This window comes from Dolichospermum sp. LEGE 00246 (genome assembly GCF_015207865.1).
In the GTDB taxonomy this organism is placed as follows: Bacteria; Cyanobacteriota; Cyanobacteriia; order Cyanobacteriales; family Nostocaceae; genus Dolichospermum; species Dolichospermum heterosporum.
Genome location: NZ_JADEWA010000012.1, coordinates 13496 through 30220 on the forward strand (window position 1 = coordinate 13496; position 16725 = coordinate 30220).

The following is a 16725-nucleotide window of genomic DNA, read 5'->3' on the forward strand; positions in this document are numbered from 1 at the left end:
TATTATGGCATTCAGTATTAAAGTCCAACTATTTGCCGATAATGGCAGTGTTATCGGTGGTGCTGTTGATAGCGTTATTGCCGGAAACAGTTTTTATGCACAAATTTTAGTTGGTGACTTCCGTAGTGACCCATTTGGATTAATTGGTTTTTCGTCTTCCATAGAATGGAATCCAAGTATTCTAGAATCTTTGGATGATCCTTTTAACCCTGATACAGTTGTTACTGCAAACTTTCCCGCCGTTTTTGGTGGTACTTTAGATAACACTCTTGGGCGGATTGGCGATTTAGAAGCAGGCGCTTTACCCGCATTTGATTTGGGTCAAGCAATAGGTGTTGATAAACTAGAACCCTTTGCTACTCTTCATTTTTTAGCCAAAGTAAATGTTACCGCTTCAGATTTTGTCCTGATTCCTAATCTATCGGGCTTGGCTTTTACCGATGATTATGTAAATAATGCACCCCTGATTCCCACCCCAGGGGCTTTTCTAGAAAATAGTAATAATATTATTCTCACTGTTTCTGAGCTTAATCCACAAGATACGCTAACCTTTGCTATTACAGGGGGAGTGGATCAATCTTTATTTACCCTTGATCCCGCAACGGGTCAACTCACGTTTAATAATATTCCTGATTTTGAAAATCCCATTGATAGTAATCAAGATAATATCTATGAGGTTCAGATCACAGCCCACGATAATTTTGGGGAACCGGCAACGACTACTCTGAGGGGTTTAACTGTCTCTGCACTGAATATACAAGTTGCCAATGTTAACGAAACCCCAACAAATCTCATCCTTAGCAATACCAGTATTAACGAAAATGTTCCCCTTCTGACTGTAGTTGGAAATTTCAGCACCACAGATCCTGATGCGGGTAATACCTTCACCTATACTCTGATCAGTGGTGCGGGAGACACGGATAATCATCTCTTTACCATTAATAGTAATCAACTGAAAATTAGTGCTTCCCCCGATTTTGAAACTAAGAGTAGTTACAGCATCCTTGTCAAAACCACAGATCAAGGGGGGTTAAGTTACGAAAAACAATTAACTATTAACGTCAATGATCTTAACGAAGCCCCAACAAGTCTAACCCTTAGCAATAACAGTATTAATGAAAATGTTGCTCTTCTCACTGTAATCGGAGATTTCAGCGCCACTGATCCTGATGCAGGTAACACATTATTTACCTATAGCCTGGTAAACGGTACAGGAGACACGGATAATAATGTCTTTACCATTAGTAGCAATCAACTAAAAATTAATGCTTCTCCCAACTTTGAAACTAAGAATAGTTACAACATTCGTGTCAAAACCACAGACCAAGGGGGGTTAAGTTACGAAAAACAATTAACTATTAACGTCAATGATCTCAATGAAACCCCAACAAATCTCATCCTTAGCAACACCAGTATTAATGAAAATGTTGCCTCTCTGACTGTAATCGGAGATTTCAGCACGACGGATGTTGATGTGGGTAATACTTTCACCTATACTCTGATCAGTGGTGCAGGAGACACGGATAATAATGTCTTTACTATTGGTAGCAATCAACTTAAAATTAATGCTTCCCCCGATTTTGAAACTAAGAATAGTTACAACATTCGTGTCAAAACCACAGATCAAGGGGGGTTAAGTTACGAAAAACAATTAACTATTGGTGTTAACAATGTTAATGAAACCCCAACAAATCTCATCCTTAGTAATACCAGTATTAATGAAAATGTTCCCCTTCTCACTGTAGTGGGAAATTTCAGCACCACAGATCCTGATGCGGGTAATACCTTCAGTTATAGCCTGGTAAACGGGGCAGGAGACACGGATAATAATGTCTTTACCATTAGTAGCAATCAACTTAAAATTAATGCTTCCCCCGATTTTGAAACTAAGAATAGTTACAGCATCCGTGTCAAAACCACAGATCAAGGGGGGTTAAGTCATGAAAAACAATTAACTATTGGTGTTAATGATCTCAATGAAATTATTGGTAATCCTTCAATTAACAATGGACGTAACCCAATTGTAGGAACTGCTGTTTCTGACTACATTATAGGCGGTCCAGGGGCAAAAACCATTACCGGAGGTGCGGGTAATGATTTGTTCGTGTTTACCGATCTTCGAGATGTGGGACAACGGATTACGGATTTTACTGTGGGAGGAGACAAAATTGTTCTTACTAAATTAGTCAGTAGTATTAGTTATAATGGCACTAATCCTATTGCGGATAAATACATCAGGTTTGTAGCCGGAACAGGTAGTAATACTGGTAGTACCTTTCTGCAAATTGATCGAGATGGGATTTCAGGTAGTGCCATATTTAAGAACTTCCTTCAGGTTGATAACATCACTACCACCCAGTTAAATAACGTTGATAACTTTGTCTTTTAACATTTTTTATCAGGACCTCTATGTTGACTCAACTTAAAAACCCTCTGATCACCATCGGTATAACCCTAGCCTCTGGTATCAGTGCCATATCAATCTCTACTCCTGCTTACTCTATCACCTTAGTTGATTTAAGTACCTTTACCTCCATTGGAGATGTTAGTAGTAACAAGACAGTTATTCAATCAGGTTCAGCTACGGTTAATACTAGTGGTGGTACTGGTAGTTTGGAGGAATTTCTGGGTATTGATCCGAACAATTTGGAAACTGCTATCCCAGGTAATACTTATGGTTCAGCCATTAAAAGTACCTTTAGTAACATCAATTCTGGAGATGTGTTTAGCTTCAACTGGGATTTCGCAAGCACAGATCAAGATCAAGCTTTTGTAACGATTGCCAATAATATTCAACCCTTAACTGGTAATAATGGTACTTATAGCTATGCCTTCACTTCACCGGGAAGTTATAATGTTGGTATTGGGGTTGTTGACGTTAATGATTCAACAGGTCAATCAACTCTCACCCTAAGTAATGCTCAAATTCAGGCTGTTCCTTGGGAAACTGATACCCTACCAATATTAGGTAGTACAATTCTTTTTGGTATTGGTGTTTGGGCTAAACGTAAATACACTGGCAATTCCAAATCTTGACACTCTCTAATTAATAATTTTAATATGTCTATCAAAGTTGGAGATATCGCTCCTAATTTTAGTCTACCTGCCCAAAATGGCAAAAATGTCAGTTTGGCAGATTTTCGGGGTCAAAAATCCGTTGTCCTCTATTTTTATCCCAAGGATGATACACCAGGATGCACTGTAGAATCTTGCGCTTTTCGAGATCAATATGAAGTGTTTCAAGCCGCTGGTGCTGAAGTTATTGGTGTGAGTGGTGACTCTAGGGAATCTCATCAAAGGTTTGCAAATAAATACAATTTACCTTTTACACTTTTAAGTGATCAAGGTGATAAAGTCCGAAAACAATATGGCGCAACTGCCGTTTTTGGTTTTATTCCCGGTCGAGTTACATACCTAATTGACCAAAATGGTATTGTTCAATATGTATTTGATTCTATGTTGAACTTTAAAGGCCACGTTGAAGAAGCATTAAAAACCCTGCAACAACTAGCAGCATAAGTAAAATAAGATCCCCGACTTCTCTAAGAAGTCGGAGATCTAACTCTCTTTCATCTCGTTCCCAGTCTCTGACTGGGAATGAATTCTAGAAGGCTCTGCCTTCAATGATAAGCTGTTGTGCATTTAGTTTGTATAATTCTAGGGGGCAAGATGCCCGCACTACAAAGTTCAAGTAAATTATGGTTATCAAATTTAGCTGCGTAACAGCTTATTAGAGGCAGAGCCTCATCAACTGCATTCCTAGTCAGAGACTAGGAACGAGATGTGGTAGGGATTTGAGATTAAGTTGACACCATTAAGCTTTTGCTTTAGGGACTTCCAATTAAAAAAATCCCCAAAAGTTTCTTGTGGTGCGGGACGAATTGCCCGCTAATTACCAAGGACAGGCAGGATGCCCATCCCACAAAATTGGGTGATTGCTTCCCTTCCCTCGCAATGACTGTAAATATTTTTGTCCAATTACTTAGTAGAGACGTTTCATGAAACGTCTCTACATATAAAGAATTTAATCAGACTTTATTTGGAGTGAGATTTTTCGGGAATACCAACATTGGCTTGGGCTGATTTGCCATTTCTGCTGTTAGAATGACCGTTATTGCGGGGTTGAATGACTCCATAACCGCCGTGATTACGTTCATAAATGACGTTAATCTCACCTGTTTCGGCATTATGAAACATATAAAAGTCATGACCCACCAATTGTAGTTGTTCCTGCGCTTCAGCCAATGTCATTGGCGGCATAGAGAAGTATTTGGTACGAACAACCTCTTCGGGTAATTCAGCAGTGCGATCGCCTATTAAATCCGCTGCAACATTCTCTGGCGCTACTACTTCGTTAGTTGATATAGGTTGAGTTTTATGATCCTGCCTTTTTTCCTTATATTTCCGCAATTGCCGAGCAATTTTATCTGCGACTAGGTCAATACTTGCATATAAGCTTTCGCTGCTTTCCTCCGCACGGATAACACTACCATTAGCATAAATAGTTACTTCTGCTGCTTGCTTCGTACTTATTCTGGGATTGCGAGCTACGCTTAAATGGACATCCACTTCATTGGTGATGTTCTGGAAGTGACTAACTGCTTTTTCAATCTTTTGATGCACATATTCACGAATTGCATCAGTGATTTCAATATTTTTACCGTGGATGACAAGCTTCATGTAAACTCTCCCGCTCAATATTATATGTGATGTTTTCAGTTAGGAATAGAAATTGCGGTCAGGCCTATCACTGCCACCGACACAAATTGTTACCTATCCCTAAGACATTGTTTTTTAGCATTTTTAACACTTCTTGCATCTTCAAGTTGGCGCTTGCTTATTTATCGTCTTGTTTCCCAACTGGTTGTTAAGCAATTGGCTATCTAAGCAAAACTATTGAATTAGGCTTTTTGAGATATGATTCTTTTAAACGCCTACTTCCATGGAACTTTACCAAAATAGGAGTCCCCGCCTTTTTTCGTCCCCCAGTCTTTTTCACTATTGTATAGAGAATACAACCCTTTTGGGAAATTTGATCCTGATTGATACAAATAAATTTTTAAGTTGCCACCAGTCAGTAAATTAGTTGGTATTGTCTTAGCTGAATGCTCTCCTCTGTCTAACACCCATTCAGGTTATATATTTAAATTAGCATTTTGTGAGTTCTAAAGTATATTTCCTTGATATTCCTTTAAGATCCTTTGCATAGCTTGACATTTGTTCGCTATATTTTTGGGAATTGAGAGGTAAGTAGCTTGGCACAATTAAATATAAAACCTCTCTCCAAACCTCTCCCCTACCAGGGGAGAGGCTTTGACTCCCCCTTCCCTGGCAGGGAAGGGGGGTGGGGGAGGTTAGGTTTATATTATCACCTATTCACTGATGATTCCTAGCACTCAATTAACCCCGTACAGTTGTTTACTATATAATGTTGGCGTAATGCCTTATGAAACCGCTCATCAGTGGCAGCGATCGCTAGTTGCAGAGCGTATTCACAACCCAGAACTAGATGATGTCCTAATTTTACTAGAACATCCCCCCGTTTACAGCTTGGGGACAGGAGCAAACCCAGAATTTATAAAATTTAATCTTGACAAAATGTCCCAAAACTAACGCAAAAACCCTCCCTATTTCTTCTCTCTCTGTGTTCTCTGTGCCTCTGTGGTTCGTTTGTTCATTTATTTATTGGGATAATTTATTTCCTGGAAGTCCCTTATCGGGTGTCTTCCCTCTTGCCTCTTCCCCCTTACTTATGCACTGATGATTCCTAGCACTCAATCAACCCCGTACCGTTGTTTACTATATAATGTTGGCGTAATACCTTATGAAACCGCTCATCAGTGGCAGCGATCGCTAGTTGCAGAGCGTATTCACAACCCAGAACTAGATGATGTCCTAATTTTACTAGAACATCCCCCCGTTTACACCTTGGGGACAGGAGCAAACCCAGAATTTATAAAATTTAATCTTGACAAAAGTGCTTATGACGTGCATCGCATTGAAAGAGGTGGCGAAGTCACATATCATTGTCCAGGACAATTGGTAGGTTATCCCATTTTAAACTTGCGTCATTACCGCCAAGACCTCCATTGGTACTTGCGTCAACTTGAGGAAGTATTAATTCGCGTTTTAGCAAATTACGACTTAAAGGGAGAACGGATTCCTGGTTTTACTGGAGTTTGGCTAGAAGGATACAAAATTGCCGCCATCGGTATAAAAGTGAGCAAATGGATTACCATGCACGGCTTTTCCTTAAATGTATGTCCAGACATGACAGGATTCAAGCAAATTATTCCCTGTGGCATTATTGATAAACCAGTCAGCAGTTTAGCCGCATGGATTCCCGACATCACCTGTAACCAAGTCCGACATTCTATAAATCAATGTTTTGCAGAAGTATTTGACGTGACCATGAAAAATTCAGAAAGTAGGGGCGCAGGTCCTGCGCCCTGCCAATGATTCGTCAACAACACCATGAAATTTATGGCGTTGCTGATTAAGGGGATGAATTTTAGTCTCACGCAAAGGCGCAAAGGCGCAAAGGTAAGATTTTCAAAGGTTCAATTTGGAAATTTCATACCTTGATTCAGCAACGCCAAATTCAGAAAGTAGGGGCGCAGGGCCTGCGCCCTGCCAATGATTCGTCAACAACACCATGAAATTTATTCACCCCAACCCGGAATAGCGACAAAAATCTTTACAATAAAGAAGAATAGCAATCATACATAATACAAATTAAAAACAATGGGCATATTCGGATTTGGTAAAAAGTCAACTATACCTACACCAGAGCAAGCCTTACCAGGACGGGCAGAAGTAATGCGAGTACCCGCACAACATTACGTTAATAAAAATCCTCTAAAAGCGCCTTTTCCCCCAGGGTTAGAAACCGCCATATTTGGTTTAGGCTGTTTTTGGGGAGCAGAACGCAAATTTTGGCAACAACCAGGAGTTTATACCACTGCGGTAGGTTATGCGGCTGGTTACACACCCAACCCCACCTATCAAGAAGTATGTAGTGGCATGACGGGTCACAATGAAGTAGTATTAGTTGTATTCGACCCCAAAATTATTACTTATTCCCAACTATTGAAAGTGTTCTGGGAAAGCCACAACCCCACCCAAGGGATGCGTCAAGGTAATGATGCCGGTACTCAATACCGCTCAGGAATTTACGTTTATTCACAAAAGCAAAAACAACTAGCGGAAGCATCAAAGAACGCTTATCAATCAGCCCTCAACGGTGCTGGGTATGATAAAATTACCACAGAGATCTTAGATGCACCTGAATTTTATTATGCTGAAGAATACCATCAGCAGTATTTAGCCAAAAACCCCGGTGGTTATTGTGGTTTAGGTGGTACTAACGTAGCTTGTCCCGTAGGTGTTGCTGAAGCACAAGTTAGTTAGAAGTATAGAAATAAACATCATATCGTAAGTTGGGTTGACGCAAGGAAACCCAACAAAATCCTCGATCATCTTGGGTTTTGCTATCTCCCAACCCAAACTTGTTATGTTGTAAACATTGGAATTCACTTTTTGATTAATTTAAATACTATGTCCTTACTCAAAACCTCACTCACAGGCTTAAAAGCAGACTCATTCCGTCATCCTCTGGACTTGGAAGCCACCAAAACCCTCAAACAAATTCCCGGTTTAGATATGATGGTGCGGAATTTGCTAGGTCCAATGGCTGAACAGGTTTTTTATGTGGAAAATATCGCTTCTAGTATTTTGGTAGGAGAAAAACAACTTCCTGATTTACACAAGTTACTATTGGAAGCTTGTCAAATTCTGGATATTGATCCACCTCAGTTATATGTGCGCCAACACCCAGCCCCCAACGCTTATACCTTTGCCATGCGAGGTAATCAGCCTTTTGTGGTCATTCATACATCCTTGATTGAGATTCTTACACCTGAAGAAATACAGGCTGTAATTGCCCATGAATTAGGTCATCTCAAGTGTGATCATAGTGTGTATTTAACACCTGTGAATTTATTGATTTTAGCCGCTGCCATTGTCCCAAATGTCGGCGCTGTCTTGGCTCAAGCTATTCAGTCACAATTATTAGAATGGGTCCGCTGTGCTGAGTTTACCTGCGATCGCGCCGCTTTGTTAGCTACTCAAAACCCAAAAGTTGTCATGTCAGTATTAATGAAGTTAGCAGGTGGTTCTCCCAGTTTAGCGCCTCAACTCAATTTAGATGCCTTTGTAGACCAAGCTCGCGCCTATGATGACATTAGCAAAACTGAATTGGGGGAAATGGTCAAATCCGCCCGCACAGCCCAATTAAGCCATCCTGTCCCCGTACTACGAGCCAGGGAAATTGACCGTTGGGCAAGTAGTCAGGAGTACCAACAGTTAGTGCAAAATCAGGGGATTAATTACAAAGGTGAATCTCCATCCCCAGGCGGATGGCGGAATTGGTAGATTTTACAGGAATCCGTTTCTGGAAATTTCCCAAAAAGTTTCTAAATTAAATCTAATTACCTATTGCCAAACTAAAAAAATAGGCTATAATGGTAAAGTCACACCCAAGGGCGGGTGGCGGAATTGGTAGACGCACCGCACTCAAAATGCGGCGGCCGTGAGGTCATAGGAGTTCGATTCTCCTCCTGCCCATATTTGTCAAGGCTTTATTTGTTTGGCCGACAGACCCACCTATGAATTTCCGGGCTAATGGCTAAAGTTTACTGACAGTAAGTTTTCATAGAAGGCAGAGCCTTCTAGAATTCATTCCCATACAGAGTATGGGAACGAGAAAAATTTCTAGTTATCTCGTTCCCAGTCTCTGACTGGGAATGCTATTACAGAGGCTCTGCCTCTAATATCATAGAAGGCAGAGCCTTCTAGAATCCATTCCCATACAGAGTATGGGAACGAGAAAAATTTCTAGTTATCTCGTTCCCAGTCTCTGACTGGGAATGCTATTACAGAGGCTCTACCTCTAATATCATAGAAGGCAGAGCCTTCTAGAATTCATTCCCATACAGAGTATGGGAACGAGAAAAAGTTCAAAAATTTCTAGTTCTTTTAGTCATCAAAAGACAACTTTTGTTATGAGACTGGGAATTCATTCCCAGTTGGGTTGTGGGTTTTTGGCAAAAGTTTAAATCTCACCCGTGTTTAACTATTACTCTTAGTATAGTAATATGAACTATATCTGTAATTATAGTTATATCCCAGTCCTCGGAATTTCTCGCCGTTGACTACCGTTCCTAGTAAATTGATGGGAGATGCTTTTAGCGTATCAACAAGTTGCTTGACGACTGATTTATCTGTTTTATCAATTCTGATAACTAACATGACACCATCAGTATTAATTGCTACTAGCCTAGCATCTACTAATCCTGACAAAGGAGGAGTATCATAAATCACTAAATCAAAATTCTCAGAGAAATAGTTCATCAGTTGAATCATTTTATCTGATGAGAGTAACCGCGCCGGATCAGGTGGTACAGGACCTGCCGTAATCACAGATAAACCCTTAAGTTCGGGCATTTCTTGAATTACTTGCTTGACATCTATATCTGAAGAAATTAAACTACTTAGTCCCCAGAGATTATTTAATTTTGATAGTTTGTGAACCTTGGATTTGCGGAGATCACAATCTACAATTAATACTTTTTTCCCCATAATCGCGGCTGTTTTTGCCAGACTAAATCCCACCGTACTTTTACCATCTCCAGGGACAGCAGAGGAAACAACTAAAGACCTAATTGGTTTATCAGAATTAAGCAGTTGAATATTACTATATAAAACTTGTAAAGATTCCCAAAATGATCCCTGTCCATAATAATAGCTTGATCGGGAAGGTCTACGAGCAGAAGTTTTAGCTGGTTCATCATTTATGAGAAGAGGGTCTAGAACTACTTCTGGTTGTTGATTTTTGTTTATCAAGTTTAAAGATGGATTCTGAACTAGGTTTTTATTAAAGGGAAGAGATCCTAATAAAGGCAGTCCTATCTTATCCTGGACAGTTTCAACACTGTGATAGGTATTATCAGTCTGTTCTCTCAGAGTAGCAGCACCTATGCCTAATAAACAACTAGCCACAAATCCCAACATCAAACTGCGGGGAATATCTGGAGAAATTGGATATAGAGACTTATTAGCTGCTTGGATTAATTCCCAAGGTAGTTCTGTTTGAGCTACTTGTATTTGCAATTGCTCACGAGCAGCTAATAAGCGATTTAAACTTTCATTGGCTATTTGTAAATTCCGTAGGATTTCAGCATATTGCCGAGACAAAACTGGCAACTGGTCTAATTTCAATTGCAGTTGTTTTTCTGCTTGTACTATATATTGATTGTCTACTTCTATTTTCTTAATTAGATCCGTAGCTTCAGATATTCTGATATTAATAGTGCGTGCTGCTTCTGCCTCAATAATAGGTAAAAGGTTGGATCTTTTTTCTTCTAAGGTGCGGATAACTGGGTTATCTGGTTGAAACCGAGTTAATTCTCCAGATAGCTGGATATCTAATTGGCGTTGTTGACCAATTAGGGTTTGATAAAGAGGGGCAGTATTGAGAATTGCTAACTGTTCTTCACGTCTCTGTAGCCTCTCATAAGTAGCTCTGGCAGCGGTTAACTGTTGATTTATAGTTAGTCTTTGTTGTGTCAACGATTGAATTTGCGAAGAAACTACTTGAGATTGGTTTTCTGGATCAATAAAATTGTATCTTTGGCGGAACATTTGCATTTCTTTTTGCAACTGTCCTAGCCTAATTCGGATTTCAGGTAGTTTTGAATCCACAAATTGAACTCCCTGCCGGAGCTTTGTTTGTCGCTTGTTGAGGCTATATTTTAAATAAAAATCAGCCAGAGGGTCTAATATGAGTTTAATTTTTTGGTTATTATCACTTTTATAGTTAACTTGGATTATTTTGGATTGCCCCAAGCGACGAATAGTTAACCCTTGGGAAATGGTATTATAATCAATATCAGGATGAGATTTTTGTATTTCTTTAATAAAATCTCTCAGCAGTTCTGGACTTTGGAGAACTTGAATTTGGCTTTCATAATCTAGTCCAGATGATCTAAGGGTATTAGCGAATCCCACGTCGATCTTTCCTAGTTCAGAGTCACTATTAACAGGTTCAACTAATATTTTGAAGTTGCCTTCGTAAATTGGTACTTGTTGAAAAGTTGTATAAATAACACCACCCATAGCAACGGAAGCAACCCCCATGATGATAATTGCTCGGCGCTGTAAAAGACCAAGAAAGGACTTGAGGTTAAAATCACTAGCCTCTTCTGAAAATTGGGAAAATGTGGGATTGGGAAATAATGTAGAAACAGGAGTGGTATTATTCTGAGCGTTTTTATCGTTTGTAAGTTGGTCAAGCATAGGTTCTTTTGCGGTGAATAACTGACGATGTGCAAGTAGTAAGATAGAATCAATTACACAATGTCATTGCCAATGGAACGAAGTGAAATGAAGCAATCGAAAGGGTTGTGATTGCTTCCCTTCGCTCGCAATGACTGTAAATATTTTTATCCAATTACTTAACTGTTTTTTTACCTGGATGAGTCATAGTCTAGCAATTTTAAACGCTGATAACCACTAACTACTAAAATTTATTGATTATAGCGATATGCAATTAAGTGAGATACCAGAAATCATGCAAGTAAGTTGGCGTTAAAAATTGTTGTGGGTACCGCAAGGCGGAAGTCAAAAGTCAAAAGTCAAAAGTCAAAAGTCAAAATGAAGACAGCATAGGCTTTTGGAGGATTTAGAATGGTTGGTTTATTTACGCCGTTTTGTACTAGGATGGAAATCAGTATTTTATAGAACTCCGATCCACATAATAACAGCCCAGAACTAGGCTATCCATATTAGTTCTCAAAAAACATTTGATAGCTTCTTGCGGTGTCCTCACAATAGGTTCATTTTCATTCAAAGATGTATTTAGAAGCAGGGGAATACCAGTACGTTGGTAAAATGTATTAATCAATTCCCAGTAAAGAGGATTAGTGTTCTGGCTCACACTTTGTAACCTTCCAGTTCCGTCTACATGAGTCACAGCGGGAATTTTTTCTCTTTTTTCGGGGCGAATTTTGAAGACTTTCTCCATAAAGGGGGCTGGTTCATCAATTTCGAAGTATTCTCCAACAAATTCCTCCAGAATACTGGGAGCAAAAGGACGGAATTTCTCTCGGAATTTAATTTTTAGATTGATTATATCTCGCATATCAGCGCGGCGAGGATCGGATATCAATGAACGATTGCCTAATGCTCTTGCGCCAAACTCCATTCTACCTTGAAACCAACCAATTACTTTGCCGTTGCAAATGGCATCTACAACATGATTTAACATTACCGCTTTTTCAAGCTTTTTAGGTTGTAAATCGTGAGATTGCAATGCTAATAAGCATTCTTCGTCAGAAAACTCAGAACCCCAATAAGCATGACTTAAAATAAACTGACGAGGTTGTTTGAGAATTTGATTCCAAATAAAGAAGGCTGCACCGATACAAGTACCATTATCAGCAGCCCCTAGAGGAATGTAAACATTTTTAAAGGGAGTATTTTGGGTAATTTTGCCATTGGCTACGGAATTCATGGCTACACCACCTGTCAAACAGAGATTTTCGCAAGGGTAGCGTTGATGTAGTTGATTTAGTAAATGAAAAATGATTTCTTCTGTTATGGCTTGTAGGGATGTGGCAATATTTTGATGTTTGGGTGTCAGTTCAGAATTTACCTGTCTTGCTGGGCCTAATAGTTTTTCTAGTTCTGGACTATGGAAAGGTGCAACGGTGGGTGCGCCATTATCCCATTTCATGGCGATACCCTGCTCATGGTGGGTAAAGTAATCTAAATTTAGTTCAAAACTATCTCCTTTCGGAAAGATGATCTTTCTAAAGGCTTCTAGATATTCTGGTTCTCCGTAAGGGGCTAGTCCCATAACTTTGTATTCGTCACCATAGGCAGGAAAGCCTAGATACAGGGTAATGGCATTATATAAATAACCAATAGAGTGGGGAAAGTGCGTCCGCGTGAAATATTCTAAATGATTACCTTCTCCTGCTGCTGACAAGGTGCTTACAAAGTCTCCCATACCGTCAACAGATAAAATAGCAGCTTTTTCAAAGGGGGAAATAAAGAAACCGATGGCTAGGTGTGTGGTATGATGTTCTAGGGTATGGATAGGTGCTGTAATTTCCTGGGGTTGACAATTACAAGCTGCGGCTAGTTGTTCCTGAAGATTGGTGGATTTGCTTTGTTTGTTAAATCTATCTAGTAGCGATGATAATGATGGACGTTGTTTGAGGGTAAATAGGAGTTTACGATTGAGATTGGCTTTGGGATTAAAGGATAATGCAACGTGATCTAACTCTTTGGCACTAATACCAGCTATTTTTAAACAATAACGGATAGATTCTGTGGGAAATCCTGCCCAATGTTTAACTCGATTAAAACGTTCTTCTTCAATGGCTGCTATTAATTGACCATTTTGGATTAAACAAGCCGAAGCATCACCGTGATAGGCGTTAATTCCGAGAATATTCATTGATTTATTAATTTATGAGTTTATGAGAAAATTGTTTAATCTGGTTATAACCTAACTGGGAATGAATTCCCAATCTCATAGCAAAAGTCGTCTCAAGACGACTCAATAACTAGCTATCTGTAGCTTAAATAGATGAAGATTATTAAAGGTGCGAGGATTTTGCCTTTGCGAAGGCGATCGCTTAAAGTAAGTTAGAGACTTCCAATTAAAAAAAATATGCCAAAATTTCATGCTGTTATTGATGAATCGTTTCTGGGCGCAGACCCTGCGCCCCTACTTTCTGAATTTTTTATGGTCAGAATCTACTAATAGTCTGTCAAGAATACCGCCTTTGCGGATGAGATAATAGGAGACTTCCAAGAAATAAATTATCCTAAGAAACGAACCACAGAGGCACAGAGTACACAGAGAGAGAATTTCTGCATCAGTTTTGGGACATTTTTTTATTTGGAAGTCTCTAGATGAAGATTATTAAAGGTGGGAGGATTTTGCCTTTGCGAAGGCGATCGCTTAAAGTAAGTTAGAGGCTTCCAATTAAAAAAAATATGCCAAAATTTCATGCTGTTATTGATGAATCGTTTCTGGGCGCAGACCCTGCGCCCCTACTTTCTGAATTTTTCATGGTCAGAATCTACTAATAGTCTGTCAAGAATACCGCCTTTGCGGATGAGACAATAGGAGACTTCCAAGAAATAAATTATCCTAAGAAACGAACCACAGAGGCACAGAGTACACAGAGAGAGAATTTCTGCATCAGTTTTGAGACATTTTTTTATTTGGAAGTCTCTAGATGAAGATTATTAAAGGTGGGAGGATTTTGCCTTTGCGAGGGCGATCGCGGGGAAAAAGGTCTGAATCACGGATTAGACGGATTGCGCTGATTTCACGGATTTTAGTAACTTTTATCATAGCAAACAACCTAATCCGCTCAATCTTTTAATCCCTATAAGATTATTACAGCACTTCCTGCTGTTATGAGGTACAAAGTTTCATCGCCAATCCTGTAGGGGCGCAGGGTCTGCTCCCTTAATTGTATTGCATTCAACCTGCAACTGCTGTAAAGGGGTGAGGATTTTGCCTTTGCGAAGGCGATCGCCTATACTAAGTTCATGCTCTGGTGTTTCTAGAAGTTTTTTACTTTCAATTACCATATAACGATCTTGCGCCCATAACCAACGACTCAATGGTTTGCGATCGTCGTGGTGGATGTATGCTGATAATTGACTAGATTTACCTTGTACCACAACTCTATGAGCGTGTCCATCATCTTGATAAATTGCTTTTTCCCTTTTGTAAAAGACTTTGCGGGGTGGAAGCAAAGTACCGCGTAAGGGTTTACCAAAAACACAGTATTTGAACCTGACACTATAACTATTTATATCTGACTCTATTGGTAAAGATGTAATTTCCCGAATTAAATCATCGGTTAATATGTAATCTGCATCTAGAGATAGTACCCATTCTGATGTGATTTTTGACAGTCCATAATTGCATTGACTAGCGAAGGAATCAAATTTCCTTTGAAATACTTCTACTTGAGGATAGGAAGACAAAATTTCTAATGTTGTATCTGTGCTATAACTGTCAATAACAATGATTTTACTTGCCCATTTAAGTTTTTCCAGGGTACGATTAATGTTATTTTCCTCGTTATAGGTAAGGATGAGGGGAGTAATTTCTTCTAACATTAGGATATTTAAATAAATTCTTGTTATTGAACTATGGTACTAGTACCGCAAGGCGGAAGTCAAAAGTCAAAAGTCAAAAGTCAAAAATAATATGACGTAAGCTTTTTAGTGATTGAGAATGGTTGTTTTATTTACGCCGTGCTGTACTGGTAGTTTGTCAAGATAAAAATCATGGACTGTAGTGTGAGCGTCTCGCTCACGCGGGCAAGATGCCCGCACTACCAAAACCCGTCAAAATAAATTTGACAGACTACAAGAACACAACATACTTTTCCAAAGATAGGGAAATCTACCAGCAAACTTAAACTTGATATTTGTATAGTTCTCTGATTTAAGCAAAGCCGTCATGGTTGGTACGGAAAAGAATTTGATATGACCACCATCCCAAAGAACGGTAAAATGGTTGTCCATTTTCCCTGTAGCAGCCATAACTAGGTTTTTTAGATAACCATGATAGGGTGTGGTAAGTATTAACCCACCATTGGGTTTGAGGCATTTTTTAGCGCTTCTGACTAATTCTTTAGGATAAAATAAATGCTCAATTACCTCAATAGAAATTACAATATCAAAGTTGTCTCCTAGTTCGGAGTATGGTAAATCGTAAATGCTACCTTGAATAAAGCGACAATCGGGAAAAGTTTGATTAGCCAATTTTACACCTGATTCAGACTCTTCAACACCAACAACCTCATAACCCTGCTGTGCTAGGAAATTGCTCAAGCTACCATTACCACAACCAATATCTAAAATCCGAGGTTTTTGTTTATTGGGGGGGGGTAGCATTTCTGACATCATTTCTATAAGTGGTTTTAGCAAATAACTATGATGGTGTCCAGCTTGACTATTTTGATAGGAATATTCGTATTGGTTGGGTGTGGTAGTCATTTGTTTTAGGAGGTTATTTGGTAAGTTAAGGGGGGTAATATATTTTATAAAATATAACTAAGGGGCGATCGCTAACTACCAGTTTGAAAGTAGTGTGAGCGTCTCGCTCACGCGGGCAAGATGCCCGCACTACCGTCAAAATAAATTTGACACTAAGGGGCGATCGCTAACTAGCAGTTTGAAAGTAGTGTGAGCGTCTCGCTCACGCGGGCAAGATGCCCGCACTACCAAAACCCCGTCAAAATAAATTTGACACTAAGGAGCGATCGCTAACTAGCAGTTTGAAAGTAGTGTGAGCGTCTCGCTCACGCGGGCAAGATGCCCGCACTACCTACCAGTTTGAAAGTAGTGTGAGCGTCTCGCTCACGCGGGCAAGATGCCCGCACTACCGTCAAAATAAATTTGACACTAAGGGGCGATCGCTAACTACCAGTTTGAAAGTAGTGTGAGCGTCTCGCGGGCAAGATGCCCGCACTACCAAAACTCCGTCAAAATAAATTTGACACTAAGAGGATGTTTGAAAAGTGGTATTCCGTAATTTTCATCACATTGCTACCCCCCTTTCCCCTTGTAAAGGGGGGAAACAATAAAAATCCAGTTCCCTCCCCTTTACAAGGGGAGGGTTAGGGT

At 39.6% G+C, this 16725-nt stretch carries 11 protein-coding genes, 1 tRNA gene and 1 pseudogene; 8 read left to right on the forward strand and 5 right to left on the reverse strand.

Translation table 11 applies throughout. From position 1 onward, the window contains the following. Positions 1–4: 4 nt before the first annotated feature. Genes IQ228_RS01700 through IQ228_RS01710 form a run of 3 tightly spaced genes read left to right on the forward strand, consistent with a single transcriptional unit; the run spans position 5 to position 3519 of the window. The gene (locus IQ228_RS01700; RefSeq protein WP_193962024.1) at positions 5–2389 is read left to right on the forward strand and encodes a cadherin domain-containing protein; all 2385 of its coding nucleotides are present in this window, start codon (positions 5–7) and stop codon (positions 2387–2389) included. A gap of 20 nt (positions 2390–2409) precedes the next feature. Continuing rightward, complete coding sequence (locus IQ228_RS01705; RefSeq protein WP_193962025.1) at positions 2410–3036, forward strand: PEP-CTERM sorting domain-containing protein; 627 nt, start codon at positions 2410–2412, stop codon at positions 3034–3036. A 24-nt stretch (positions 3037–3060) separates the two neighbouring features. Beyond that, positions 3061–3519 carry a peroxiredoxin gene (locus tag IQ228_RS01710; RefSeq protein ID WP_027402589.1) on the forward strand — a complete coding sequence of 153 codons (459 nt, stop codon included), beginning with the start codon at positions 3061–3063 and terminating at the stop codon, positions 3517–3519. A 516-nt stretch (positions 3520–4035) separates the two neighbouring features. On the opposite strand, the gene hpf is transcribed toward IQ228_RS01710, so the two are convergent. Then, positions 4036–4680 (reverse strand): ribosome hibernation-promoting factor, HPF/YfiA family, encoded by a 645-nt coding sequence (gene hpf / locus IQ228_RS01715; RefSeq protein ID WP_027402588.1) that lies wholly within the window; start codon positions 4678–4680, stop codon positions 4036–4038. 702 nt (positions 4681–5382) lie between these two features. Here hpf and IQ228_RS01720 point away from each other — a divergent pair. From IQ228_RS01720 to IQ228_RS01740, 5 genes and pseudogenes are all read left to right on the forward strand, one after another. Further along, positions 5383–5598, forward strand: a pseudogene (locus tag IQ228_RS01720) (lipoyl(octanoyl) transferase); the annotation flags it as partial. A gap of 162 nt (positions 5599–5760) precedes the next feature. Next, positions 5761–6459, forward strand: a complete 699-nt coding sequence (lipB, locus tag IQ228_RS01725) for a lipoyl(octanoyl) transferase LipB (RefSeq protein ID WP_193962026.1) — start codon at positions 5761–5763, stop codon at positions 6457–6459. 285 nt (positions 6460–6744) lie between these two features. Further along, positions 6745–7410: a peptide-methionine (S)-S-oxide reductase MsrA gene (msrA, locus tag IQ228_RS01730; protein WP_027402586.1), complete on the forward strand. Its 666-nt coding sequence runs from the start codon at positions 6745–6747 to the stop codon at positions 7408–7410. 147 nt (positions 7411–7557) lie between these two features. Beyond that, a complete protein-coding gene (locus IQ228_RS01735) occupies positions 7558–8433 on the forward strand; it encodes a M48 family metallopeptidase (protein ID WP_193962027.1) in 876 nt (291 codons plus the stop codon). 108 nt (positions 8434–8541) lie between these two features. Then, positions 8542–8625 (forward strand) — tRNA-Leu (locus IQ228_RS01740). A gap of 504 nt (positions 8626–9129) precedes the next feature. Here IQ228_RS01740 and IQ228_RS01745 read toward each other — a convergent pair. From IQ228_RS01745 to IQ228_RS01760, 4 genes are all read right to left on the reverse strand, one after another. Further along, positions 9130–11355 (reverse strand): polysaccharide biosynthesis tyrosine autokinase, encoded by a 2226-nt coding sequence (locus IQ228_RS01745; protein WP_193962028.1) that lies wholly within the window; start codon positions 11353–11355, stop codon positions 9130–9132. Positions 11356–11785: 430 nt separating this feature from the next. Continuing rightward, positions 11786–13522, reverse strand: coding sequence for a carbamoyltransferase C-terminal domain-containing protein (locus IQ228_RS01750; RefSeq protein WP_193962029.1), 1737 nt, complete (start codon positions 13520–13522; stop codon positions 11786–11788). Positions 13523–14511: 989 nt separating this feature from the next. After that, positions 14512–15210 (reverse strand): glycosyltransferase family 2 protein, encoded by a 699-nt coding sequence (locus IQ228_RS01755; RefSeq protein ID WP_228043634.1) that lies wholly within the window; start codon positions 15208–15210, stop codon positions 14512–14514. Positions 15211–15441: 231 nt separating this feature from the next. Continuing rightward, positions 15442–16095, reverse strand: coding sequence for a bifunctional 2-polyprenyl-6-hydroxyphenol methylase/3-demethylubiquinol 3-O-methyltransferase UbiG (locus IQ228_RS01760; protein ID WP_193962030.1), 654 nt, complete (start codon positions 16093–16095; stop codon positions 15442–15444). Positions 16096–16725 lie beyond the last annotated feature (630 nt).

Excerpts from the sequence above, each read along its gene's own strand:
- IQ228_RS01755 (WP_228043634.1), bottom strand. The coding sequence starts at position 15,210 with ATGTTAGAAGAAATTACTCCCCTCATCCTTACCTATAACGAGGAAAAT.
- IQ228_RS01700 (WP_193962024.1), top strand. The coding sequence starts at position 5 with ATGGCATTCAGTATTAAAGTCCAACTATTTGCCGATAATGGCAGTGTT.
- hpf (WP_027402588.1), bottom strand. The coding sequence starts at position 4,680 with ATGAAGCTTGTCATCCACGGTAAAAATATTGAAATCACTGATGCAATT.
- IQ228_RS01705 (WP_193962025.1), top strand. The coding sequence starts at position 2,410 with ATGTTGACTCAACTTAAAAACCCTCTGATCACCATCGGTATAACCCTA.
- IQ228_RS01760 (WP_193962030.1), bottom strand. The coding sequence starts at position 16,095 with ATGACTACCACACCCAACCAATACGAATATTCCTATCAAAATAGTCAA.
- IQ228_RS01750 (WP_193962029.1), bottom strand. The coding sequence starts at position 13,522 with ATGAATATTCTCGGAATTAACGCCTATCACGGTGATGCTTCGGCTTGT.
- lipB (WP_193962026.1), top strand. The coding sequence starts at position 5,761 with ATGATTCCTAGCACTCAATCAACCCCGTACCGTTGTTTACTATATAAT.
- IQ228_RS01710 (WP_027402589.1), top strand. The coding sequence starts at position 3,061 with ATGTCTATCAAAGTTGGAGATATCGCTCCTAATTTTAGTCTACCTGCC.
- IQ228_RS01745 (WP_193962028.1), bottom strand. The coding sequence starts at position 11,355 with ATGCTTGACCAACTTACAAACGATAAAAACGCTCAGAATAATACCACT.
- msrA (WP_027402586.1), top strand. The coding sequence starts at position 6,745 with ATGGGCATATTCGGATTTGGTAAAAAGTCAACTATACCTACACCAGAG.
- IQ228_RS01735 (WP_193962027.1), top strand. The coding sequence starts at position 7,558 with ATGTCCTTACTCAAAACCTCACTCACAGGCTTAAAAGCAGACTCATTC.